Raw genomic sequence first — 23251 nt, 5'->3', positions numbered from 1 at the left:
AAACTATAGTTGTCCAGCGTCTGATTTGCTATAACTCCCTTAAGGTATAAAAGCAAAAAAGCCTGCAGTAAGTACTGCAGGCTTTTCTATATTACTAGCTCTAATATGCTTAATTACGACCGCGCATTCCTGGTCCCCACTGACCGCGGTTGTTATTCTCTTCCGGTGCAGAGCCGCTCAGGAATTTGCGGATGTTATAAGAGAACGAAACCATAAAGAAGCGCTGCAGCACTGTTGACTGCATATCCTCGATGTAGTCAGTAGCTACGTTACGTTGCACGCTCACGTTCTGGCCCAACACGTCATTTACGCTGAAGCTGATCTCACCTTGCTGGTTCTTGAACAGCTTTTTGCTAAGGCTCATGTTCCAAAGTGTAAAGTTGTTGTCTACGCTGTTGTTAAGTCCGGAAGTAAACTGGTGTCTCAGCTCAGTACGGTAAACAAATCCTTTCCACATAGTCCAGTTATAACGCAGGTTCGTGTTCTGGGTGTAGTAGTTGTTATTGCTTTGCGCCAGCAGTGTATTCTGAACAATGTTGTAGTTGGAGTTGGTAGATACTGAGAAGTCAACTTTTTCGCTGATGTTGCTGCTCAGGTTCAGGCCCACACCCATGTTGGTTGTGTTGGCATAGTTTACTTCTTCATCCAGCTTACCAGGTCTGCGTTCATAACCCACCGAACCAAACACGTTGAAGTTCGAGCTTATGAAGTTGAGCGGCTGACCATAGTTTACGAACGAGCGCACGTTCCAGTAGCCATCCATGTTCTCGGGGCGCGACAAACGGGCACCTGGCTGTGGATCATATCCTTCAATAAAATCAGCCGGTATGTTACGGGTATACACACTGTTAGCTACATAGTTCTGCGTCATCGTTCCGAACATGCCAACAAAGAACACCTGGTTGGTTTCTGCATTAAAGTTACGGTAACGGATGTTGATGCGATTCTGATAATCCTGGTCCAGGTTAGGGTTACCAACGCGCAGTTGCAGCGGTCTTGAGATATCCAGTACATCCTGCAGGTCGGCCACAGAAGGCACATTGGTATTTGAACGGAAGTTGATGTTCAGGTTACGGGACTCAGTAAACTTGTATTCCAATTCTGCCGAAGGAAGTACAGAGTTAAAGTTACGCTTGATCGGGTAAACTTCCGGATATACGATGTTGCTGTTCAGGCTGGCGATCTGGTAACGCATGTTTGCCTGAAAACGGGTCTTGTCAGAACGGAACTGGTAGCTCGGACCAAATGTCTGCGACAGGTAATCGCTGCTGAACGTGTTGCTCAGCGGTGCGTTGGCAGCATCGGAATAGCGACCGGTTTCTTCTAGAAAGTCGTAAGTTCTTCTGTCAGAATCGTTGGTCTGGTTCGAGATGTTGTACTCCAGCTGCAGGCGTGAATTCTCGCCCAAGCGCTGTGAGTAATCCACGTTACCTTCCCATGTAAAGTTCTCCCGGTCCAGTTTTATAAACTGATCACGATTAATGTTTTCGTTCGGGTCAGCAAAGTTTTCGGTGTTCTCCAGCTGGTAAGTTTTATCGTTGCTGGTGGTATAGTTGGTCGTGAAGTTAGTCGTTAAAATACGACCGGTATTACCAAAACGGTGCGAATACAGGATGTTGTTTCTGAAGTTGATATTCTGACCCTTGTTTTGGTTGCTGGTAAGTGACTCTGTCAGGTTTTCAGCTCCGGCAGAACCGGCGTTATCAACTGTAAAGGCATTTATGTTTGTCAGCGCATCTGTGTTCTGAACCGAGATAGTTGGCGTTACCAACAGGCGGTTGTTCTCGTTTATGTTGTACTGCAGGCGCAGGTTAAAACGATGGCTGTCGTTAATGTCGTTGTCGGTGCTGTTCTCTACGTAAGCGGTATCCGTGTTAATGAAGTCACGGAAACGGTAGTAGCTGTTGTTCACATCGCGGTTAGAATACGTATAGTTACCGCTTACCTCTACTTTTTTGCCCAGCATATCGTTGAAGTTGATGCTGAACATGTTGGTGTTGCTGATACCGCTAGGGGAGCCGCCAAACGGACCTCTGCGGCCACGCATGCTGCCACCCGGCGTTTCACCAACCGAGAAATCGAACATGTTGATGTTGTTGCTAAGGCCTGTTACCGTTACGCGGCGGTCGCCATTATAGTAGTTTACACTGGCGCCCAGCATGTAGCGGTCGTCGGAGCCATATCCGGCAGTTACCTTACCTACATAGCCATGGCGGCGATCTCTTCTGGTTGTAAAGTTCAGTGTTTTTAAGCGGTTACCATCGTCAAATCCGCTGAAAGCAGCGCGGTCGCTCTGTCCGTCGAAAACCTGTACACTCTCGATCATATCGGCAGAAATGTTACGGATAGCGGTGTTCACGTCTTCGCCGGTGTAGCGCTTTCCGTCAATCATGATCTGTCTTACTTCTTCGCCTTGTGCCTGTATTTTACCATCCTGCACGGTTATGCCGGGCATTTTAGTTACCAGTTCTTCAGCGCTGGCATCAGGTGCGGTTTTAAAAGCTTTTGCATTAAACTGGGCGGTGTCGCCTTTCTGCTCGCCAAGTGGCGCACGACCAATTACCTGAATTTCGCCTATAGTAGCAGTAGCTTCTTCCAGCACAACCATACCCAGGGCAATGGACTTGCCTTCCATTTTAATTGGTCTGGAGTAAGGTTTAAAACCAAGGTAATTAACCCGAAGGGTGTAATCGCCAGCGGCAACGCGCTCGAAACGGAAGCGGCCTTCGGTATCGGTAATGGATGCAACGGTAGTAGAGGTTGCATTATTTACCAGCAGTACGCTGGCTCCTGGCAAAGCAGTTTTGTCCAGGTTGCTCTGGATAGATCCAGTAATAGATGCACTTTGAGCAAATGCTCCCACGATGGTAAACAAAAGGACCATCGTTAGTAAAACCTTTTTCATTCAGATGAGTTGGTAACGTGTTAGTGTGGGTTTTAGACACAACATTACCTCAATGGTTTAGTGCCTCCTGAAAAATAATTAGGAGTTCTATACAAATTGAAGTTACACCACTTGCTAAAAGGCAGGATTGACTTAATTTTAACAATTATTTAACGAATTGTTAAGGTTACTTTTTACGTGTAAGCGTATAAACCAGCGTAATTTAGTACCGCAGATTGCATCAGCATACGCTTCTGAAACAGCCGTACTGGTATTCCTTTTTAATTTTCCTATAGTTTTAACCGGCAGCCGCGCTGCATTTATCTTGAAAGAGTTTTTCAGACGCAGAATTATACAACCCATGCTTAACTTGCTGAAGCAGGGAATGTCGCCGCAAAAGCTGGCGGCAACGGTGGCTGTTGGCTCTGTGGTGGGTGTAATTCCGATGCTTGGCGCTACAACAGTTTTAGGTACCGCCATTGCCGCACGTTTCCGGTTAAATATTGCTGCTACCGTGCTGGTTAGCTACCTGATGCAGCCTTTCCAGATCCTGCTTGCATTGCCCTTCATAAAGCTGGGTATCAGTTGGTTCGGGTTGGATGAGCTGCAACTCACTTTCGATGAAATGACCGCCATGTTCCGCTCCGACTGGCTGAATGCTTTAAATAAATTATGGCAGGCAAACCTGGCTGGCATTTCGGCCTGGGCAATACTTGCTCTCCCAAGCGGCCTGGTTCTTTACTTTATTTTTCTGCCGGTTTTCAAAAGATTTCTACCACAAACAGTTGTAGCTGAAGCAAAAGGGTAGGGGGGATCTCACCCCAGCCCTCTCCTAAAAATAGGAGAGGGAGTTTTTGCTACTGCTATAGTTTAAGCTATAGTTCTATAGTTACAGTGATCCAACCACCCCCAACCCCTCCTTGTCTAAGGCGGGGAATTTCTACGGCCTTTGCTATAGTTTGGGCTATAGTTCTATTGTAGGAGTTTAAACACTCCTATAGTCCCCTCAAGGGGACACTTTCTGCTTTTACTATAGTTTTACTTATAGTTCTATAGTTTCATACCGAGCAGGCAGGCGTAGCCTGACCCGCGGAACTACTACCACGGAAAGGCAACAGAAATATAGCTGCTCAAACTAACTATAGTTTTAGCTATCGAGTGATCACAGTCTTTGGGTTGAGCGCCTTGTAGATTTCTGGTGCCGTCAGGCATTACGAGGCAGGAGCAAAAGAAATGTACACCGCGCGATGCCCGAAGACGGGGCCCCACGGCCGTGAGCGCACCAAAGCAACTATGGCAACAGTAGGCTGGTAGAGCTCCCAGGATAAGAAGCAGCTATGAAAGAGACTGCTTGTGGCAAGTGGCAACTATAGCCAGCTATAGGACAAATAAGATGTCTCGACTATCGCTCGACATGACAAAAGAGAACTATAGTTTGAGATAGATTTCTCACGTTATTCGAAAAGACAGGAGAGAAGCTATAGTGCAGTTAAATTTCTTAGCTTGGTTCGGGATGACCAATAAGTAAAGCCTGCTATAGTTTATTCTGTTAATGAACAAATAATTAGATCACAGTTATAAAGCAAAACGGTCAGTTTACTAGTAAACTGACCGTTTTGCTTTATAATATTCCTTCCTCTTAAGCACTCTCCAGAATCTGGAACAGCTCATCAAGCTTAGGAGTGAGAATAATCTCAGTACGACGGTTTTTCTGACGGGCCTCTTTCGTTTTAGCTTTATCTAATGGCACATAAAGCGAGCGGCCTGATGGCGTTACACGCTCAGGAGATACCCCTGCATCAGTAATAATACGGGTAATTTCAGTAGCGCGAAGCACACTCAGGTCCCAGTTATCCTGCATACCAACGGTACCACGGGCAATCGGAACATCGTCGGTGTGGCCTTCAACTACCACGTTTACATCCTGCTGCTCTTTCAGCACCTGTGCCAGTTTTTTCAGGGCATCTACACCTTTAGGGTCTACTTTAGTTGAGCCGGAGTTAAACAGCAACTGCTCTGCCAGCGATACATAAACTTTACCGTTGCGCACCTGCACAGTCAGGTCTTTGTCGTTGAAGCCGAGCAGGGCGTTGCTTACACGCGAGCGCAATTCACGCACCGCACGCTCTTTTTCATCCAGAATGCGCTGCAGTTCTGCCAGTTTCTGTTCACGGGCTTTCAGGTCGGCGTTCAGCTTATCGATCTGCGATTTGCTCATGTTCAGGTTCTCGCCCAGCGTTTTGCCCTCTTTCAGGGCCTGCTGCAAGCTGGCCTGGTACTCCGCTTTCTGGCGCTCCAGTTCGGCACGTTCCTGTTCCAGTTGCGCTTTTTGTTCTTCCAGCGATGCTTTCTGCTCTTCAAGCGTCATTTTATCTTTCTCAAGCGACGCTTTATCTACCTCAAGGGCATTCTTGCGGGCCATCAGGTCATCGTATTTCTTTTTTGAAACCACGCACGACGATAGCGACATACTGGCTGCCAATACAAATATGGAAGCACGAACAAAATTCTTTTTCATATATTCAAACTATAAATTGCCATAAGGTTGGTGAACAAATATAGTAAATTATAGATAGGATGAAGCGCCTGATCAGGCATTTACAAGGATTAAGTACATAAAAAAAGCACCGGTTGCCGGTGCTTTTTCATATTATTAGGTATAGTTTAATTATTCTGATTGCTCTTCAGCCTGTTCTTTCTGATTAAAGAAGCCTTTCGGGTCCGGCATCTTCTCAATCAGCTGCATCAGGTAAGTATAATCCATTGCCGTGATGTTAAGCTCACGTCCTTTGTGCAGCCAGGTCCAGGCTTCGGCGTACTTTTTATTATGGTACTCTACCTGCGACATGGCAAAGCAGGCAAAAGCGTTCTGCGCATCAGCAGCAAGCGCCTGTTGTGTGTAAGCAGTTGCCTGTTTTAGGGTTTTCTTTTTAGGGTTCTGATTGTAGATGGCCAGGTAGCAGTTTGCCAGGTCTGATAGCAACAGTGCGTTTTTAGGCTCGTAGCTGAGCGCTTTCTGGTAATATTCCACAGCCTCGGCAGGGTTGCCGCGCGCTACAGTAACCAGACCAAATGCCCAGTAGGTTTCGCTGTTATCCGGGTTAAGGAGCCAGGCCAGGTTAAAGCGGTGCATGGCCGTATCGATCTGGCCTTCGTTCAGGTATTGCCAGCCGCGCTCCATAAAGAACTTGCTCGCCTCGGGGCGGGTCGAGAAGCTGGCATCGCTACTTTTCAGGAATTTCTCATCGCTTTTCTGCTGTGCTTCTGTTTTAGCTATTTTGCCAAACATCGGAAGTACTTTTGCCGGGAGCGGGGTTGCCTCCTGCGCAAATGTAAATGCGACAGCAGTTAAGCAGACAACTATAGTTGCTAATATTCTTTTCATAAATCGGTTAGGTAATGTTGGAGCCACTTGCAACTCCTGCACTAAAGTAAAAATTTGCCGTCGGTTTAACAAAGAAATCCTTTTATCAGACTATAGTTTACTGCGGCAGATTCGGGTAAGTAAAATAATGTACGACAATTGACGGTATATTTGTGACAAGTTTCGTATATTTGAGTAAACTATAAATTATATGGCACACGCACTAACTTCGTTAAACTATAGCCTGATCGATGATCGGGATATTTTTATGCTCATCAGCACGGTGCGCGAAGGCATTAAGTATAGTTCTTTCCAGACTATAGCCGATAAGAGCCCGTTCAGCCTGAGCGAGTGGTCTAATTTTCTGCACCTGTCTGAGCGTACTTTTCAGCGCTACAAAAAGGAGAAACGCACTTTCGACCCGCTGCACTCTGAAAAAATACTGGAGATTACGCTGGTATATAATAAAGGAGTGGAAGTGTTTGGCGACCAAGCAAATTTTGATGCCTGGCTCGAAGCTAAGAATGTGGCCTTAGGAGGCATTAAACCTAAGGAATTGCTGGACAGCACATTTGGCATTGCGATGCTGCGAGATGAACTAACCCGAATAGAGCACGGCGTACTGGCATGATCGTTTACAGGCTGAGCCGTAGCAGGTTTGCGAAAGACTTATCGGGGAAAGGAGCGGAGCTGGCTGGTGGGCGCTGGAACAGCAAGGGAACTGCTATGCTTTACACTTCCGACTCTATTGCGCTTTGCACAGTAGAAGTTGCCGTGCACATGCCACTTGGTATTGTGCCGCTTGATTATCAGTTGATACAGCTTGAGCTGCCTGATGAAATCCCAATAGCAGAATTACCTGAATCAGAACTACCAGAAGACTGGCAGACTTTTCCGCATAGTAATGCTACACAGCTAATAGGAGATGCTTTTATACAGGAGCAGGAAACAATGGTCCTGAAAGTGCCATCGGCAGCGGTGCAGGGTACCTACAATTACCTGATCAACCCACGGCATCCGCAGTTTTCAAAACTAACTATAGTTGCAGTCACGCCTTTTGAGTTCGATAAGCGCTTGTTTGTGAAGTAGATGAAAATTGTAACTGGAGAAAGCTCCGGTCATCGAATTGGCTATAGTTTATAGTTAGTCAAAGCTAAAACCTAAAATGAAAACAGCACTGCTTTTATTCATGTTCCTCATCGCTAGTGGGCATGCTTATTCACAGAAAAGAGCTTACCTTGATGTGGACAGCGTTGTAACAGTTCAGGCCCAAGAACTTATTGAAAGTAAGAAAGCAATGCACGTTATTGTATACCAGAGTGGTTGTGTAGGCTGTGAGGTTTTAAGGGAAGTTGATTGTAATTGTGATGATGATGCAACCGCATACTTGATCTGGAAAGAAGATAGTGCGTATTTTAAGAAAAAAGTTGGCTGTTGCGTTAAAGATGAAATACTCCCTTTTGGCAATGCAGCTTTATATGAAAACTTAGTTAAAGACAGCACTTCTGTGTTCTCTTCCAAGTTTAAGTCCGACTATGTAGAAATTCATCACTCCTATAGGAAAATCATGCTCTTTTCTACGGGTGAAGAAAGAGAAGTCTACATGGAAGAGTTTTTATTTGCCAAGGACAACAAGTACAAGCAACTCAATCTAAAACAGGCCGCTAAAGCTTATTCAGATAAGCTCGAAAGCGAACTGTTTAAAAAGTAAGTAGGAGATGTGACGGGACTGAATGTTATAATCACGTTGTGTTACTTACTAAATAAGTTACTTCACAGATAATACGTAGTCCCCATCTCTGCTATAGTCACCGGCCACTTAAATTTGTCTTTTATTTTCATTCGCAGCGCTTCGCTGGCCTGTGCCTCACCATGGTTCAGGAATACCTGCATCGGGGCTTTTTTAAATCCTTCGAGCCACCACAGCAGATCGGCCTGATCGCCGTGCGCCGACATGGAACTGATCTGCTGTACTTCTGCATGCACCTTATAGTAGTTACCGTGAATCTTGATTTCATCGGCCCCGCTACGAAGCAGGCTGCCTCGCGTGCCAGGCGCCTGGAAACCAACCAGCAAAACCGTATTACGGGCATCACCCAGCAATCGCTCTAAATAATACAGTACCCTACCGCCGGTTACCATGCCGCTGCCTGCAATTACAATCTTAGGGCCATGCGTATCTAGCACGTGCTGTGTGTGCTCAAAATCACGGATAATATGCACATTCCGCATCATGGTTTCGGTTTCGGCGCGCGTAAGATTATGCCATTTGTGGTATGTCAGGTACAGGTCTGTCACGTCGATGCCCATGGGTGTATCCAGGTAAATGGGCAGGGCCGGAATGCTTTTCTCTTCTCGCAGGGTGTTCAATATCAAAAGTAATTCCTGGGCGCGCTCCACAGCAAAACTTGGTATTACCAGTGTTCCGCCTTTTGCATACGTATGTTCTACTACTTCCTGTAGCTGCTGGTATGGCGAAAGATCGGGGTGCAGGCGGTCTCCGTATGTTGACTCCATGATCACATAATCTGCTTCGCGCAGGCGCAGGGGAGGATCCATGAGCAAAGGCTGGCGCTGCCCGATATCTCCGGAAAAAACGAATGTGCGGCCCTGGCACTTCAGCTCAACTACAGCAGAGCCCAGTATATGTCCGCTGTTTCGGAAGCAGAATTTAAAATCTTCGTTCAGGATCACCCATTCGCCATAGTTGTGTGTCTCGAAAAGGGGCATTGTACGGGCTACATCATCTAAATTATACAAAGGCTTAGCCGGATGGTGAACAGAATAACCGCCGCGGTTTGCTTCAGCAGCATCTTCCATCTGGATGCGCGCGCTATCGTTAAGGATAATGTTGGTAATGTCGCGGGTGGGGTGAGTGCTGTGTATAGGTCCGGTGTAACCATTTTTTACAAATACAGGCAGGTAGCCGCAATGGTCCAGGTGGCCGTGCGTGAGTAGGATGGCATCGAGCTCATCAGGGTTTAGGGGTAATTTCTGCCAGTTAAGCAGACGGAGCTGTTTTAGCCCCTGAAACATACCACAATCGATGAGAACCTGGTGCCGGGCTGTTTTAAGTAGGATTTTAGAGCCTGTAACGGTACCGGCGCCTCCTAAAAAAGTTAGCTGAACAGGAGATGGTTCTGAAGTCATAAGCTGCGTTTTATAATGAAAGGCACACCTGCCGCCGCACATCCATTTCCCGCTGTGGCCATTGTACTACACAATATACTATAAATTAAAGGAAAATTGCTTTGGGAAGGCAGTATAATGAAAGATCATCTGTTACCTAAGTGGAAACAGATGATCTTTATAGGGCTCACTAAATATTAAAAGCTTTTGCCGCTGCCTGGTAAGTAGATCTGCAAGCCTATACTTAAGGATAGGCCGGTTGAGGAATCGTTGCTGACATCGATGTTGGCATTGCTGCGAATCAGGTTGAGCATACCTTCCAGGGCTACGTTTGATGCCACAAAGTGCGCATAGCCTGCACTCACACCATAAACAGCCGAGAAAATAGCATCGCCTTCGGCATCCTCGAAGGAACTGCCGGCAAAGCCAACCACAGCCTCACCAAACCAACGGTGCGTAGGCGCTGCGCCTTCCGGAAAATAATAACGCACAAAAGGAGTCAGGCCGTAACGGAAATCTTCGCCGCCATCGTAGGCAATAAAGCCTAACTGTACCTGAGCGCCAATTGCAGCATTATCAGAAATAAAGTAAGCAGCACGTGGGTTAACATCGAATGTAAAGGTTTCGGATTTAAAATTGTGTCCGATGTTAGCAATGCTGGCTCCAACAAGCCAGTTACCTTTTGCTACTGCTTCGCCGGCAACAGCTGCAGTAGTTTGCGGCCTAGTGATCATATCATCCTGGGCGGTGGCAAAAAAGGTAATAAAACAAAGCAGAAGTGTAAATAATAATTTCATAGTTTATGGTTTAAAGTAGTTCAAATTACGAGGGAGTTAGAGGCATGAATACCTTTATTATAAACGCCTGGCAGTAATCAGAGTTTAAACCTTAACTATGTTTACAGGTAGCTAACCTAAATATTGGTGCAATTTGGGTGACAGCTATAGTTTGCCTGCCCAAACTATAGCTGTTGAATAGGGTAGATCTATAGTTCCGTTGTTCTAGAGATCTATCGCGCGCAAATGCCTTTGTACGGGCACCACTGGCATACTTCCAGGTCCTTAGTCTTCCGGATTGGCTCATTTGGGTTCAGCATATTTTTAATAATGCCGGTCAGCAACTCCTCAGAAGCAACTATAAAGTCCTTTGGCTGGCCATCTTCGCTTACAAAATTAAACTCCGACGACAGCACATTCTCATCAATATTCCGGAACGAAATAATGCCTGACTTGGCCGCTATAGTTGCCGGATCTAGTTGTAGCTGGCTGCCAACTATAGTTTGCGGTGCATCGCGGAGCTGGCGCTGCAGGATGTACTGGTACAGCCATAGTTGGCGCGGCTTGTCAAAATCTTTTGTTTTGGATGAGGGAGCCCGCAGGTCGTCGGTTTTTACGCGTAGTTTGTTCTGCTCTACTTTTCCGGTTTTATAGTCTATCACGCGCACTTCATGGCCTGTCAGGTCAATACGGTCGGCTTTACCGGCTATAGTTACTTCCAGCAGTTCGTCGTCAATTTGAACCTGTAGTTTAGCTGTCAGTGAGTCTTCCAGGCGCAAAATATAAAGAGGCAGTTCATCTGAGTTCTTAAGTGTGTTCAGGTATTTCTGCAGCACTTCAATAGCAACCTGCAGCAACAGGTAATTCATGCCGCGCTCGGTGGTAGCGCCACGCGTGGTCTGGTCGAATGCCATTTTTACCTGCTTTGGCAGTTCCAGCAGCATCTGGTCGATGCTTTCGGCAACTATAGGCTGACCACTTTGTTCATAGGGTTTAAAGAAATCTTCCAGCACCTGGTGCACCACCGTACCAAACTGCGCCGAATCCACCTGTTCTTCCACTTCGTCCACTTCCTGCATTTTAGCTATGCGACTGAAGTAATATTTGAGCGAGCAGTTGATATAGGTGTTGAGGCTGGATGGGTAGAGGCCGCGCTGTAAATCACGCTTTATCTGCTCCAGCGTAGCCGTATCTTTTTCTATAACAATGTCTTCGTCATACGCCTTGGTATCTTTCTGCTCCACTACGGCCGTCAGGTCGCGGAACCTAATGTTGCGGTTGCGCAGCGCCAGGTCGTTTTGCAGCTGTAAGATAAAGCGGCTTTTCTCGCCAGAGCCATAGGTATCAGAAGGCAACACATACAGCAGGTTTACACGTTTGGCGCGTTGCAGTAAGCGGTAAAAATTATACGCCATTGCACCTTCGGTTTCGGCATAAGTTGGCAATCCAAACTCCTTCAATACATCGTAAGGCATCAGCGAATTATGCTTTTTAGGCGCTGGCAACGTGTTTTCATTTACAGACAGGATGATCAGGTTCTCAAAGTCCAGCGCACGCGTTTCCAGCATACCCATGATCTGCACATCCGAGATCGGCTCACCACTAAAAGGCAAGCGTTGCTGCGTAATCAGCTCGTACAAAAACTTCCGGAAGCTTCGCACCGATATCTTCTGCTCACGGCAATCGAAAATCGTGTCCAGTCTCTTAACTATAGTATAGAAGGTGTAGAGATATTCAGTTTCGATGGTGTTGTGACCGTGCGTGTACACCTGGCGTAGCAGCTCGATCAGGTCGTACATGGCCACTATAATGTCGTCGCAGTCGCGCCAGGTGCGGAACAGCGTCTCGAAGAGCGGGTGATGTTTGCCCAACTCCAGCAGTTCCTGCGCGGTTATCAGTACCTTGTTTTCCGAAACTATAGTATCCAGCACCTGCTGTATCAGCCCATGAAATTCAGCCTGGTCGGGTTGCTCGTTCAGGTATAGTTCGTAGCGACGGATGAACGGATGTGTGAGCAGTTTGCTAACCGACAAATGGTGGTACTGATATACTTTGTAGCCGGTGTCCTGTAGTTGCGTTACGCCAGTCAGGTGCACATCAAAAAGCAAATCTACGAGGTTGAACAGGGGAGTGCCCTTAAAGCTCAAACCCATGGTTACGTTATAGTTCGGCACATCATCCGGAATAGAATGCAGCACCGGCAGCAGCAGCGTTTCGTCAGGCATCACAATAGCCACTTGTGCGTGCTTGTCCTGCTCCCGGATTTCCTGCAACAGTTGCCCGGCCAGTTTGCCCTGCATGCTGGCGTTGGCCACACCTATCACGTTTATCTCTTTCTCATTCGTCAACAGCATGTTCTGTTGCCAGCGCCACTCGGGTAGTTTCCAGCCGTTTTTATACTTGCGCAAAAAGCTGCCAGCTCGGTTAGCGGTGTTCTCTTCCATGTAAAAATCATCGCTGTCGAACAGTACTTCGGCTTTGTTGTGGCGCAGCAGTGCTTTGATGATCTTCTCTTCGGATTTGGTCAGCGCATTCAGGCCGATAAAGATGAACTGGTGGCAGGTAGATTCCTGAGCTATAGAGTCGATTTCATTAGCTACTTTCCGGAAAGCCATGCCTGTATACGCCTGCTTGTTTTGGTGCAGGTGCTTCTGCAGGTTATGGTAGGTCTTTTCGATGTTCTCCCACAAGCTAAAATACTTGCGCATTGCCGGCGACATGGTCCAGCCCAGGTTGCGGGGCTCCCAGCGCTCCAGCGCCTTTGCTTCGCTCAGGTAGTCGAACAGTTTTCGGGTGTCTACTAAGTTCTGGTCTATCCTGCTGAAGTCGTCCAGCAAAGTGCCTGCCCAGGTTACAAACTGGTCAAAGTCCAGTTTCGGGTCCTGTTCGCGCATCAGGTCATATAGTTCGAGCTGCAGGTTAATCGGCTCCACTACATCCACCTTCGCCATTTTGCAGATAAAATCTTCCATCGACGACACTTCCGGCGACCAGATAGGCTCCGTAGCTGCCTGTGCCAGCGCATTTTTAAAGAAAAAACTCGCCCTGCGCGATGGCAGCACAATGCACAGCTCGCTGATGTGCTCTTTATACTTTTCGTAAATGTATTTCGCGGTTAGCTCCAGGAAAGTCTGCACTTGGTTTAATTTTGAATGACTGAATAATTGAATGCGTGAATGCTTAAGCAGTTTTCTCCGATTTAAAAATCAGGAAAGTAGCTGTGAACAAAGTGGTTCCTGCAAGTATGAGCAATAATATTGAACTTCGGTTAATGTCCTTTTCAAGCTTGTCAATTGATTTGTATTGGATGTCTTTCTGCTCTTTAGTTAAGCTTTTATTAGTTTCTACAAACCATCTACCATCTTTAACTTCGTATTTGTAGCTAACCTGAAGGTTAAACCAAAAGAATATAAATACAGGCACTAAAAGGTATAACCCAAATACAACGAAAGGCCTTCTTTTTACTTTCATCTAATGGGTCAGTGTATGCTTTCTGTATTTCCGCTTGCATCCAGCGGCATAAATGGGTTGTAGGCGATCTCCCATAGGTTATCATCCGGATCGGCAATGTAGCTGCTGTAGCCGCCCCAGAATACTTTTTCGGGTTGCTTGAGTACACGCACACCTTTGGCTTCCAGAGCTGCTACCAACTCATCGACTTCTTTTTCTGACCGGACATTATGCGCCAGTGAGAAGCCTCTGAAGCCTTTACCATCTGCAGATACGCCGGCATCATCTGCCAGCGATTCCTGCGGGAAAAGCGCCAGTTGTATGCCGTTCAACTGAAAGAAAAGAATACTCTCATTACTCGTTTCCTGTGGCTTCCAGCCAAAGGTATTAATGTAGAAGTCTTTTGACCGCTGCAGGTTTTTTACTCCTAAGGTTATGAGTGTAATGCGTTGTTCCATGATTTTACCTTCCCCTAACCCCTTCCTAAAAACAGGAAGGGGGACTGGTGCTATATTTTATAGTTGTACTTTCAGTTTGTTAATCTTTTAATTCTCCTTCTCCTGTTTTTAGGAGAGAGCTGGGGAGAGGTCAAAATGCCAACCCCAATTGAGCGGCTGGCTTATCGCCGTATTGCCATTCCTTTACTTCCTGCGTCTCGAAATAATAAAGCACGCACCTTACTTTTTTGTAGCCTAACTGCCGGAAACGCACAGCATAGTGATCCAGGCGGTTGCGGTGTTCGGGTTCTGGTTCTGGTTCTGGTGGAGGAGTCTTGAACTCTATTATAGTTACCGCTTCGCCATCAAATACAATACGGTCTGGTTTGTACAGGTAAGCACGGGCATCCAGCACTTCTTTCTCCTGCTCTATCGCTACTTTTTCTGAGAAATAAGGCGCTATTTTCGGGTGATTAACAACTTCGGTTAGCAGGCGTTGCAGTTCAGGTTTGTCGCGCTCGCTGATGATGCCTTCGTAGCCCATCTGGCGCAGTACCTGGTTTACTTCTGGAGCAAACGTGATACGGGACAACGCATAATGCAGCTTGCGGTTTACTTGGCGCTGACGTTGCTGCGTGGCAAAATCGAAAACGTTATTAGCGTGCTGTTTTATCTTCAGGCGCTGTTCCCAGTCGGTCGTTACCAGGTGCTTTAGCTCAAATGTATCTTCTTCTGAACTATAGTTGGTAGCTATGGCCGCTTTGCCTTTTGCTAGCTGATAGCAGAATTTGCCCGGCTCCCATAGTTCTTTTTCCCTCAGGTACTGGTACAGCAAATGGCTCACATTCTTTACCTGCCCATCCAGCTTCGGCATTTTATCTTCTATCAGCAGGTCTTTAGCGTTACCAATCAGGTATAGCCTGTCGATAGGGCGGGTGAGGGCCACGTAGAGCATGTTCAGGTTTTCGATAAAGGTCTTCTCTATCTCAGTTTTGTATTGCTCACCCAGCACGGTACTCTCCAGTTTAGAACCCACATTTACAGCCACGCTTCTCAGCTTCCCGGTATAAGTAACTTCTTCAGGCAGCTGACTCCACAGCAACGAACCACGCTTAGGCTCGGTGCTCCAGTCGGCATACGGAATGATGACGATAGGATAGGCCAGGCCTTTGGATTTGTGAATACTGGTAATGGTGATGGCATTTCGGTTTTTAGGCGTGTTGATGCTCAGCTTTTCCTTCTGCACATCCCAGTAAGCCAGGAAGTTGTTCAGGTTGTTGCTGTACTTCAAACTATACTCCAGCACCAAATCCAGGAAGCGGAAAATGTACTCACACTCGTTGTTATGGCCCAGCAAGTTAAAGATGCGTATCAGGCGCTCGGTCAGTTCATAAATTGATAAGTTACCAGTCGTCTTCTCATCCAAATCAAAGCCAAGCTCGCGAATGTAACTATAGAATACAGTTGCATCTGTATTGTTAGCTATTTCAGCAATCTGCTGCGTTACTTTCACATCCGGCACTTTCTCCAGCGCCACCAGGTGTATCAGGTACAGCGCTTCGGATTTCGCCAGCGCATCATTCGGTCGGTTGAATACACGGAACAGCGCAATTACCAGATTCACCACTTCGGCAAACTGTAGTGACAGCGAATCCTGGGAGATGATGTCGTAACGGAGCTCTTTCAGGAAGTTAGCGATGCGCTTGCTGTTCTGATTAGTGCGGCAAAGGATTGCCATGTCGCGGAGTTGGTAACCATCGGCTAAAGCATTCTCTACCAGGTGCTGCACCAGATTCAGCATGCTTTCGTCGTAGCTTATTCCCTGCTCGTGCGTGTACTTTGGGTACAGTTCGTTGGTGCGGCTGCAGGTGTCCAGCTTATACTTTGTATTGCTGTCGCCTTCGTAGGTAAACAGTACCTGTATGTGCCCGCCGGTGTTGTTCGGGTCCGGGATCTCCTGTGTAAAATCTTCGTCGTAAATAGACGTGAACATGCCGAAGCTGCCGTGGGCTTTACTTGCAAACGTGAAGATGTCGTTATTGAAGTTAATGATCTCGGCGCGGCTTCTATAGTTCTTTTTCAGGTTGGCCGGATGCAGCACTTCGTTGTTCAGCGTTTCGTAGCGTTCTTTTATAAGTTTGCCATGGCGGCGCTTTTCGTATAGTTTGGCTGTGTCTTTTTTATAAAGATGCAAAATCTGCTCCATCTCACCGCCGCGCCATCTATAGATCGCCTGCTTCGCATCGCCTACCACCATGCTAAAATGCCCCGAAGCCAGCGCATTTTCTACTAGTGGCAGCAGGTTGTTCCATTGCAGCACCGAGGTATCCTGAAACTCATCGATAAGGATGTGGTTATACTTTTCACCCAGTCGCTCATAAATAAACGGCACCGGCTCCTTGAGCACAATATCGACGATGCGCTTATTGAACTCCGAGATATGAACCGTGTTCTTATCACGTTTGATCTCCTGCAGGCATTTCTCCAGCTCGTTCAGCACCGATAGTTTGTACAGATGCGGAACAATAGCATTGAGTAAGGTATAGATGCCAGCATACTTTTCTTTGCGGTCTTCCAGTTCCAGGTAATATTCCGAAAGCTGATTTTTGATGCTGTCAATTTGATTAACTGTAAAGCTGTTCTTTTTAGCAGAGGCACTATACCAGCTATCGTTCTCCACGGTTTTGCGGGCGTTGCTGTTGCTATAGTTTAAATCTATAGTTTTAAGCCAGCGGTAGAAGTACCCATAAATGCCATTCTTGCCATAGGAGAGATCAGCCGCATCAATATTAGCCTGTTCTATAAGTGCCACGGCCTGGCTGGCAGGTTCAACTATAGCTTCTTCAATCTGCTTTTTTGTTTCGCGGAGCTCGCGCTGTACATCCCTGAAATCCTCTAAAGTTAGTTGTTGCAGGTCGGTAATAGCTTCATAAACCTGTTCGTTCAGCAAGTTGCGGGCAAAATCAGCAAGTTCTTCGGTTAGTTTGCTCCAACTGCGGCCTTCGCTGGCTTTTTCCAATATAAATTGCTCCAGCGTTTCGGTCAGCAAGTCGCCTTTCTCATTCTTTACCTTGTCCAGCAGCAGCGATACAGCTGTATTCAGCAGGGTGTTCGAATCCAGGTCTACTTCGAAGTTGTGGGGGATGTTCAGCTCGCGGGCAAAAGCCTGCACGATCTTGTTTACAAAACTGTCAATCGTACTTACACTGAAATCGGCATAGTTGTACAGTACCTGACGGAAAACCAAAGCAGCCCTTCTTCTTACTTCTTCCTTATCCAGCGTTGGGTCAGGGTAGTCCTGCTGTAGTTCCGCAGTTATCTCTTCCAGCAGATTTTCACTTTTAGCTTTTGCCTTCTCAGCTATAGTGTCGTCGTTAAAACCTCGCAAAGCACCTAAAATACGCTCCTTCATTTCGGCAGCGGCATCGTTGGTAAAGGTAATGGCCAGTATGCTTCTATAGTAGTCCGGGTTAGGGGAGTGCAGCGCCAGTTTCAGGTATTCTTTGGTAAGCGCATAGGTTTTGCCCGAGCCAGCAGAAGAAGAGTATATTTTAAAGACAGATGCCATCAGGTAAGGAATATAGCCAGCTTTAAAGTTACACATTTGCCGGTCTGTATGCCAGTGTTTGCAAGCTTGTAAATTGCTTAATGAGTTATCCTGCTGAAACTAAAAGGTATAAAACAAAACAGGCTACCCGAGCAGCAGGTAGCCTGTTTATATTTTTGGTTAAAGTAAATGTCTATGCAAATACAGGTTCTTCTATACGTTCTTCTACCGTTTTTGCAGGTATGGCGCTGCTGGCACATACATGGAACATAATGCGGGCCATAGATAGAACGTAATCTGTCATCAGGCAATGCTGCTGCTCCATGCTCATCAGCACTTTGCCGCCACCCAGGTTCAGCTTGCTCAGCTCCAGCACTTCGTCAAAGTTCTGGCGTAACATCTTAAGGGCTTTAAAAGAAAGTTCGTTGTAATACATTGGTATTACCTGGCAAACAGCATAGCTGCCTTTAGCACGCTCTGCTTTAATCATTTGGCACAGCGACTCAGTATCGATTCTGTCTAGGTCAGAAATGATTACGAAGAATACGCTTTTTTTGTCAGAAGTGGCTTTACGGGCCGGTACGCTGCCAACCAGCATGTTGCGGTTAACGGAGGTGCTGGTTGTAAAAGACTCGTCTTTTAGGATTTTGTTGTGGATTTTGAATGCCAGTGCACCAGAAGCAATCAGGTTAAAATCTCTGCCTTGAGTTGAAATTTTTGTAAAATGTAACATAAAATTGAGGGACTAAAGGGTTTAAGGTTTAGTTAATGATTTTCTTAATAAGTGTAGCGGCTGTAAAGCCGTAATAAACTCATTAGCTTCTGTTCAATAAGGCGGTAGGTACTGGTAGCGGTGGTAAATTCTATATAGAGCGGAGTAAGTATTTCTGTTCTACATAAGGGCGATTTATAGTTTTGGATCTCTTAAGTTTTGTATACTACGGGCAAGCGTTTAAAAATTTTAATGTTATAGTTAAATTACTGGTAAACAGACCCTGTTTTTGGGTGAATTGACCCTAATAACGGGTACAGGATTAAAAGGTTGTCGTAGTATTGTTTAAAAAGGTATAAAAAATAGTTAAATGTTTATATGTATACTGATAGTGTTTATTTCATGTTACACCATCAAGTATAGTATAATATCTATATGTTGATATAAACTATAGTTTAGTTGCTAAGTGCATGTTTTCAGGCTATTAGTATTTACGGTTAATTACTCGTACCTTTGCAGCCGTTTTGGAATCAGTCTGATTTACTGTTTAACTGGCACGGCTTCTATATTTGGTTAGGCTCACCTGGTTTATTTTAGTTTTCGACGCGTATAGGGATTAGTAAATTCCGGGCTGCATCCAGAAAAGGATAAAATCAGTAAACTAAAAGATGAACAAAATCAGATTTGACGAGCTTCCGCTTTCGCCGGAAGTACAAAAAGCTATTGCAGACATGGGCTTCGAAGAAGCCTCTCCAATCCAAACCGAAGCAATTCCTGTAATTTTAGAAGGCCGCGACATTATTGGTCAGGCGCAGACAGGTACAGGTAAAACCGCAGCTTTCGGTATACCAACAATTGAAAGCCTTGATGAAAACGACCGCAGTGTGCAGGCGTTGATTCTTTGCCCAACCCGCGAACTGGCTATTCAGGTAGCTGGTGAGATCCAGAAGTTAATAAAGTATAAGCCTAACCTTAGTCTTGTGCCCATATATGGCGGCCAGGCTTACGACCGCCAGCTGCGTGCGTTAAAGCAGGGCGTACAGATCGTGATCGGTACACCGGGCCGTGTAATGGACCACGTAGAGCGCGGTACTTTGAAGCTTGACAAGATTAAGAAGATTATTCTGGATGAAGCAGATGAGATGCTGGACATGGGTTTCCGTGATGACATCGAGTTTGTACTTAGCAAAATGCCGGAAGAACGCCAGACGATCTTCTTCTCGGCAACTATGTCTAAGCCTATCATGGACCTTACCAAGCGTTACCAGAACGATCCGGTAATCGTTAAAGTGGTTCATAAGGAGCTAACCGTTACCAACATTGACCAGGTATACTTTGAGGTGCGTAACAGCATGAAGCAGGAAGTGCTTTCGCGTGTGCTGGATATGTTTAACATGAAATCAGTAGTGATTTTCTGTAATACCAAGCGCATGGTAGACGAGCTGGTAACGAGCCTGCAAAGCCGTGGTTATTTAGCCGATGCCCTGCACGGTGACCTTAACCAGAACCAGCGCTCTAATGTGATGGGCAAGTTCCGTAATGCACAGCTTGAGATATTGGTAGCTACTGACGTAGCAGCACGTGGCCTGGACGTGGAGAACGTAGAGGCCGTATTTAACTACGATCTGCCGCAGGACGAAGAAGCTTACGTACACCGTATTGGCCGTACTGGTCGTGCAGGCAAGTCCGGTAAAGCCTTCTCGTTTGTATCAGGCCGTTCTGATATGTACAAGCTGAAGGATATTATGCGCTATACAAAAGCCAACATCCAACTTCAGCAGGTGCCAACTTATGAGGACGTGAACGAGCGCCGCTCTAACATGTTCCTTGAAAAAGTGCGCGAAGTACTGGAAAAAGGAAACCTGACTAAGCAGATTACGCTGATTGAGAGACTTGTAAACGAAGATTATACTTCGCTGGAAGTAGCTGCAGCGTTGCTTAAAATGACTCTGAAAGAAGCTAAAGTTAAAGAAGCTGGTAAAGAAGCTGAAAAGGGACTTGGTTTCTCGAAGGAAGGTTTCGACCGCCTGTTTATTACGATCGGTAAGAAAGACCGCGTACATCCGAAAGATCTGATCGACCTACTGGCAGCTAATGCAGATATTCCAGCCTCTAAAGTTGGTGATATCGACCTGTATGATAAGTTCAGCTTTGTGGAAGTCCCTTCTGAATATACAGCCAACATACTTGAGAAAGTAGGCCGTATTGAGGTGGATGGCCGCATGGTTGTAGTAGAGAAGTCTGATAAGAAAGGCACTAAAGAAGGTGAAGACCGCGGAGGCAGAAGCCGCTTCGGTGGTGGCGATCGCGACAGGGGCGGAGATCGTGGTGGCAGCCGTTTTGGTGGCCCACGTGGCGGCGACAGAGACCGTGACCGTGGTGGCGAAAGAAGAAGCTTTGGCGACCGCGATAGAGGCGGCGACCGTGGCAGCCGTTTCGGTGGCGACCGCGACCGTGGAGGTGAGAACCGTGGCTTCCGCAGAAAAAGATTCTAAACTATAGTAACCTTCGCCTATAACGGGCGTATATATACCCATACAGCTTTAGAAGCTTAAAAAACTTCATTAACTGTTTAGAATAAGCCGACTTGAAACGTCGGCTTATTTGTTTTATAGCCTGCCCGAAAAAGATTCAGATTATTTTCCGCAAACTATAACCTAACTGCAAACCCCGGCGTAAAAGGAGTATCATAAAAAGGTTGGAAGATTAACTAACTGTTTACGCAGTTAGATATGACAAAGGTGATATCAGACGGATATCACCTTTGTTGTTTTTATGCCTGTCTTGTTCCTCCTTCTAATTCCTCTCTTTTTTATTATATTAGTGTTATGCTATAGTGGCTTTGTAAATACTATGATAGTATATAACTCCGCATATAGTGCAGATAAGCGTATTTTGTGGTTTATACTATAGTTATGTCGCATTATAATTTATTAAATGAGCCAACTAAATTTCTTCTTCAGTAAAAAAGACATTCAGGAAAAGGTATTATCTATAATTGCCTCGCAAGAAGCTGAAGTATTTAAGGGTTATTTCTTCGATACAGAATTACCAGTACCAATTAGAAGTATAGAAGAACTTGGCGAATTTGATAGATTGGTACTTTGGTTGAGAAATGATTTCAAAGAGCCAAGGTGTTCAGTAAAAGGAAGGGGTGAAATAGAAGGCAAATATCTCTTTGACTATTTATACGACCCAATCATTGAAATTGACAACATTACAGTCTCTAACAATCTTATGGCACCTGGTCGCATATTTTATAAATCAGGCTGGATTAAGAATGAAGAGTTAAGAAAGAAACACAAAGATTGGGCTAATAAGATTTATAGACTCTTCGACAAAAGCACATTGAAGGTGAATAAAACTTGGAGAGTTTCAAAATCTGTTGAAGAATGGATAGATAAAGGGGGCGAAATCGAGTTAGGAAGGGGTGGAATGGTGCTTAATAAAGAAAAAAAAAGTGACATAACCACGTGTATACAATATGCTTCGGCTGATAGCCTTGCACAGAATATACACAAGTCCGTTATGTGGAATAAGGAATAAACTGAAATAAGGAATGAAAAAAGTATATAGCATACAGCATGGCAAAAGTGTAATATTCATGCCTCTACTGTTTCTTCTTATCTTACCTTTCATTCTCGGCTACTCAGCTTATGCTTATCCAGGTAATTTAGGGACAACATTGATCTTTAGTGGAATGCTGATGTTGCCCTATATACTACCCGAACTTTATCTTAACTATCAGTACTGGAAGAACGACTATAATCAAGTACTTACGATTGACCTATCAAAGAGGGAGGTAGAAATAACAAAAGGAGATACAACAGCACGATTTTCAGTAGAAGAAGTAGTGTCCTGTGATTTTATAAATGTTAGACCTGGGACGAGGATTTATAGAGACCACGCCTATTTAAGAATTAAAACTCTAGATGAAAATTATATTATTACACACCTGACAGTTCGCCCAGAGGTACTATTAGGTGAACTTAGGCTTTCCTTCAACGATTATGATGTTTTCTTTCCAAACTTGGACTACGAAAAGATTAGCTCTAAGCAAAAGGCAAAGAATCAAGCTTACTTTGAGGGAAAGAAACATGAGTTTCTAAAAAGGTATGACGCCCTTCAAGAAAGTGAGTTGGAAGAAATACTTAAAGACCGTGGAAGGTATGCAGATTATGCAGTAGAAGCAGCCTTTGAGATACTAAATAAGAGGAGAGTTAATTCAATTATCAAGGTGTAGCAGTAAAGCTCGCTGATGCTTTGCCTCTGCTACACGATGCTGTAGCAAAGATTCTATAAACAGAATAAACTTCATTATGAAAATGAGCTTTGTACTTTGCTTAATTTTTTTGGCAACATCTTGTCAGTCTGATATAACTGAAAAACAAAGTCTGGAAGCCTACAAAAAAGGAATAGAAGTACTTCAGCAAGCAAGAGGTAATCAAAAGGAAGTAACAGATAGGGCCTTAGTACACTTTAATAATGCTGTCACTATTGACCCTACAAACATGGAAGCTGCCCTTTGGAAGTCACAGATGGAATTTAAACTGGGAAAGTTTGAAAAAGCTCTTCTGACAGCAAACTCAGCTATTGAAAAATTGGAAGATGAGAGTCATCGATTGTTACCTAACTTCTATATGACGGCTGGCATGGCAGAAATCATGAACGGTAACCAGAGTTTAAGTCATGAGTATCTACAGAAGGCGTCTGAGATTTATGAACAAAGGATTGAGAAAGATAGAAATGATGTTGATGCTATTGGAAATAAATCGACTGCCTTATGCTACATGGGAAAGAAGAATGAAGCATTAGCTTTTTTAAACTCACTCTCTCTAAGTAAAGAAAATCAGGTGTTGTTAGAACAATTGAAAGCTGGTGTTGCTGAATTTGAAACAGGCAAAGCACTAAAAATGCTCGTTGTAAAAGAAGAGTAACCTCTGCTAATCCAG

18 protein-coding genes are annotated in these 23251 nt (G+C 45.3%); 8 read left to right on the top strand and 10 right to left on the bottom strand.

The features are described from left to right. Positions 1 to 109: 109 nt before the first annotated feature. The gene (locus GXP69_RS14755; protein ID WP_163915844.1) at positions 110 to 2905 is read right to left on the bottom strand and encodes an outer membrane beta-barrel protein; all 2796 of its coding nucleotides are present in this window, start codon (positions 2903 to 2905) and stop codon (positions 110 to 112) included. A gap of 304 nt (positions 2906 to 3209) precedes the next feature. Between GXP69_RS14755 and GXP69_RS14750 the strand changes: the two genes are divergently transcribed. Continuing rightward, positions 3210 to 3692, top strand: coding sequence for a DUF2062 domain-containing protein (locus tag GXP69_RS14750; RefSeq protein WP_262887445.1), 483 nt, complete (start codon positions 3210 to 3212; stop codon positions 3690 to 3692). A gap of 831 nt (positions 3693 to 4523) precedes the next feature. On the opposite strand, the gene GXP69_RS14745 is transcribed toward GXP69_RS14750, so the two are convergent. After that, positions 4524 to 5402 carry an OmpA family protein gene (locus tag GXP69_RS14745; protein WP_163915842.1) on the bottom strand — a complete coding sequence of 293 codons (879 nt, stop codon included), beginning with the start codon at positions 5400 to 5402 and terminating at the stop codon, positions 4524 to 4526. A gap of 150 nt (positions 5403 to 5552) precedes the next feature. Then, complete coding sequence (locus GXP69_RS14740) at positions 5553 to 6269, bottom strand: tetratricopeptide repeat protein (protein WP_163915841.1); 717 nt, start codon at positions 6267 to 6269, stop codon at positions 5553 to 5555. Between the two features lie 190 nt (positions 6270 to 6459). Between GXP69_RS14740 and parS the strand changes: the two genes are divergently transcribed. The 3 genes from parS (at position 6460) to GXP69_RS14725 (ending at position 7959) form a co-directional block, all read left to right on the top strand. Beyond that, complete coding sequence (gene parS / locus GXP69_RS14735; RefSeq protein ID WP_163915840.1) at positions 6460 to 6879, top strand: type II RES/Xre toxin-antitoxin system antitoxin; 420 nt, start codon at positions 6460 to 6462, stop codon at positions 6877 to 6879. Continuing rightward, positions 6876 to 7337, top strand: a complete 462-nt coding sequence (locus GXP69_RS14730; RefSeq protein ID WP_163915839.1) for an RES family NAD+ phosphorylase — start codon at positions 6876 to 6878, stop codon at positions 7335 to 7337. Before parS ends, GXP69_RS14730 begins: the two co-directional genes overlap by 4 nt. Before the next feature lie 76 nt (positions 7338 to 7413). Beyond that, entirely contained in the window at positions 7414 to 7959 is a 546-nt protein-coding gene (locus tag GXP69_RS14725) for a hypothetical protein (protein ID WP_163915838.1), read from the top strand. A 62-nt stretch (positions 7960 to 8021) separates the two neighbouring features. On the opposite strand, the gene GXP69_RS14720 is transcribed toward GXP69_RS14725, so the two are convergent. From GXP69_RS14720 to GXP69_RS14690, 7 genes are all read right to left on the bottom strand, one after another. Beyond that, positions 8022 to 9398: an MBL fold metallo-hydrolase RNA specificity domain-containing protein gene (locus GXP69_RS14720; protein WP_163915837.1), complete on the bottom strand. Its 1377-nt coding sequence runs from the start codon at positions 9396 to 9398 to the stop codon at positions 8022 to 8024. Between the two features lie 176 nt (positions 9399 to 9574). Further along, positions 9575 to 10174, bottom strand: a complete 600-nt coding sequence (locus GXP69_RS14715) for a hypothetical protein (RefSeq protein WP_163915836.1) — start codon at positions 10172 to 10174, stop codon at positions 9575 to 9577. A gap of 212 nt (positions 10175 to 10386) precedes the next feature. Next, complete coding sequence (locus tag GXP69_RS14710) at positions 10387 to 13290, bottom strand: PD-(D/E)XK nuclease family protein (protein WP_163915835.1); 2904 nt, start codon at positions 13288 to 13290, stop codon at positions 10387 to 10389. 43 nt (positions 13291 to 13333) lie between these two features. Continuing rightward, positions 13334 to 13624: a hypothetical protein gene (locus GXP69_RS14705; RefSeq protein ID WP_163915834.1), complete on the bottom strand. Its 291-nt coding sequence runs from the start codon at positions 13622 to 13624 to the stop codon at positions 13334 to 13336. Positions 13625 to 13632: 8 nt separating this feature from the next. Further along, positions 13633 to 14061, bottom strand: coding sequence for a VOC family protein (locus GXP69_RS14700; protein WP_163915833.1), 429 nt, complete (start codon positions 14059 to 14061; stop codon positions 13633 to 13635). 130 nt (positions 14062 to 14191) lie between these two features. Continuing rightward, on the bottom strand, positions 14192 to 17644 hold the full coding sequence (locus tag GXP69_RS14695) for a UvrD-helicase domain-containing protein (RefSeq protein ID WP_163915832.1): 3453 nt from the start codon (positions 17642 to 17644) through the stop codon (positions 14192 to 14194). A gap of 136 nt (positions 17645 to 17780) precedes the next feature. After that, positions 17781 to 18320, bottom strand: a complete 540-nt coding sequence (locus GXP69_RS14690) for a hypothetical protein (protein ID WP_163915831.1) — start codon at positions 18318 to 18320, stop codon at positions 17781 to 17783. A 647-nt stretch (positions 18321 to 18967) separates the two neighbouring features. Between GXP69_RS14690 and GXP69_RS14685 the strand changes: the two genes are divergently transcribed. The 4 genes from GXP69_RS14685 to GXP69_RS14670 all read left to right on the top strand — a co-directional run bounded on the left by GXP69_RS14685 (position 18968) and on the right by GXP69_RS14670 (position 23236). Then, positions 18968 to 20794, top strand: coding sequence for a DEAD/DEAH box helicase (locus GXP69_RS14685; RefSeq protein WP_163915830.1), 1827 nt, complete (start codon positions 18968 to 18970; stop codon positions 20792 to 20794). 442 nt (positions 20795 to 21236) lie between these two features. Beyond that, the gene (locus GXP69_RS14680) at positions 21237 to 21845 is read left to right on the top strand and encodes a hypothetical protein (protein ID WP_163915829.1); all 609 of its coding nucleotides are present in this window, start codon (positions 21237 to 21239) and stop codon (positions 21843 to 21845) included. A 13-nt stretch (positions 21846 to 21858) separates the two neighbouring features. Next, entirely contained in the window at positions 21859 to 22542 is a 684-nt protein-coding gene (locus tag GXP69_RS14675; RefSeq protein ID WP_163915828.1) for a hypothetical protein, read from the top strand. Between the two features lie 76 nt (positions 22543 to 22618). Continuing rightward, complete coding sequence (locus tag GXP69_RS14670; protein WP_163915827.1) at positions 22619 to 23236, top strand: hypothetical protein; 618 nt, start codon at positions 22619 to 22621, stop codon at positions 23234 to 23236. Positions 23237 to 23251 lie beyond the last annotated feature (15 nt).

Source organism: Pontibacter burrus (assembly GCF_010686685.1).
Taxonomy (GTDB): Bacteria; Bacteroidota; Bacteroidia; order Cytophagales; family Hymenobacteraceae; genus Pontibacter; species Pontibacter burrus.
This window is presented reverse-complemented; position numbering and strand designations above follow the sequence as displayed.

What these genes read in the sequence shown, in the direction of transcription:
- GXP69_RS14725 (WP_163915838.1), top strand. Translation starts at nt 7,414, where the DNA reads ATGAAAACAGCACTGCTTTTATTCATGTTCCTCATCGCTAGTGGGCAT.
- parS (WP_163915840.1), top strand. Translation starts at nt 6,460, where the DNA reads ATGGCACACGCACTAACTTCGTTAAACTATAGCCTGATCGATGATCGG.
- GXP69_RS14720 (WP_163915837.1), bottom strand. Translation starts at nt 9,398, where the DNA reads ATGACTTCAGAACCATCTCCTGTTCAGCTAACTTTTTTAGGAGGCGCC.
- GXP69_RS14755 (WP_163915844.1), bottom strand. Translation starts at nt 2,905, where the DNA reads ATGAAAAAGGTTTTACTAACGATGGTCCTTTTGTTTACCATCGTGGGA.
- GXP69_RS14700 (WP_163915833.1), bottom strand. Translation starts at nt 14,061, where the DNA reads ATGGAACAACGCATTACACTCATAACCTTAGGAGTAAAAAACCTGCAG.
- GXP69_RS14680 (WP_163915829.1), top strand. Translation starts at nt 21,237, where the DNA reads ATGAGCCAACTAAATTTCTTCTTCAGTAAAAAAGACATTCAGGAAAAG.
- GXP69_RS14715 (WP_163915836.1), bottom strand. Translation starts at nt 10,174, where the DNA reads ATGAAATTATTATTTACACTTCTGCTTTGTTTTATTACCTTTTTTGCC.
- GXP69_RS14675 (WP_163915828.1), top strand. Translation starts at nt 21,859, where the DNA reads ATGAAAAAAGTATATAGCATACAGCATGGCAAAAGTGTAATATTCATG.
- GXP69_RS14730 (WP_163915839.1), top strand. Translation starts at nt 6,876, where the DNA reads ATGATCGTTTACAGGCTGAGCCGTAGCAGGTTTGCGAAAGACTTATCG.
- GXP69_RS14670 (WP_163915827.1), top strand. Translation starts at nt 22,619, where the DNA reads ATGAAAATGAGCTTTGTACTTTGCTTAATTTTTTTGGCAACATCTTGT.
- GXP69_RS14705 (WP_163915834.1), bottom strand. Translation starts at nt 13,624, where the DNA reads ATGAAAGTAAAAAGAAGGCCTTTCGTTGTATTTGGGTTATACCTTTTA.
- GXP69_RS14685 (WP_163915830.1), top strand. Translation starts at nt 18,968, where the DNA reads ATGAACAAAATCAGATTTGACGAGCTTCCGCTTTCGCCGGAAGTACAA.
- GXP69_RS14690 (WP_163915831.1), bottom strand. Translation starts at nt 18,320, where the DNA reads ATGTTACATTTTACAAAAATTTCAACTCAAGGCAGAGATTTTAACCTG.
- GXP69_RS14695 (WP_163915832.1), bottom strand. Translation starts at nt 17,644, where the DNA reads ATGTGTAACTTTAAAGCTGGCTATATTCCTTACCTGATGGCATCTGTC.
- GXP69_RS14745 (WP_163915842.1), bottom strand. Translation starts at nt 5,402, where the DNA reads ATGAAAAAGAATTTTGTTCGTGCTTCCATATTTGTATTGGCAGCCAGT.
- GXP69_RS14740 (WP_163915841.1), bottom strand. Translation starts at nt 6,269, where the DNA reads ATGAAAAGAATATTAGCAACTATAGTTGTCTGCTTAACTGCTGTCGCA.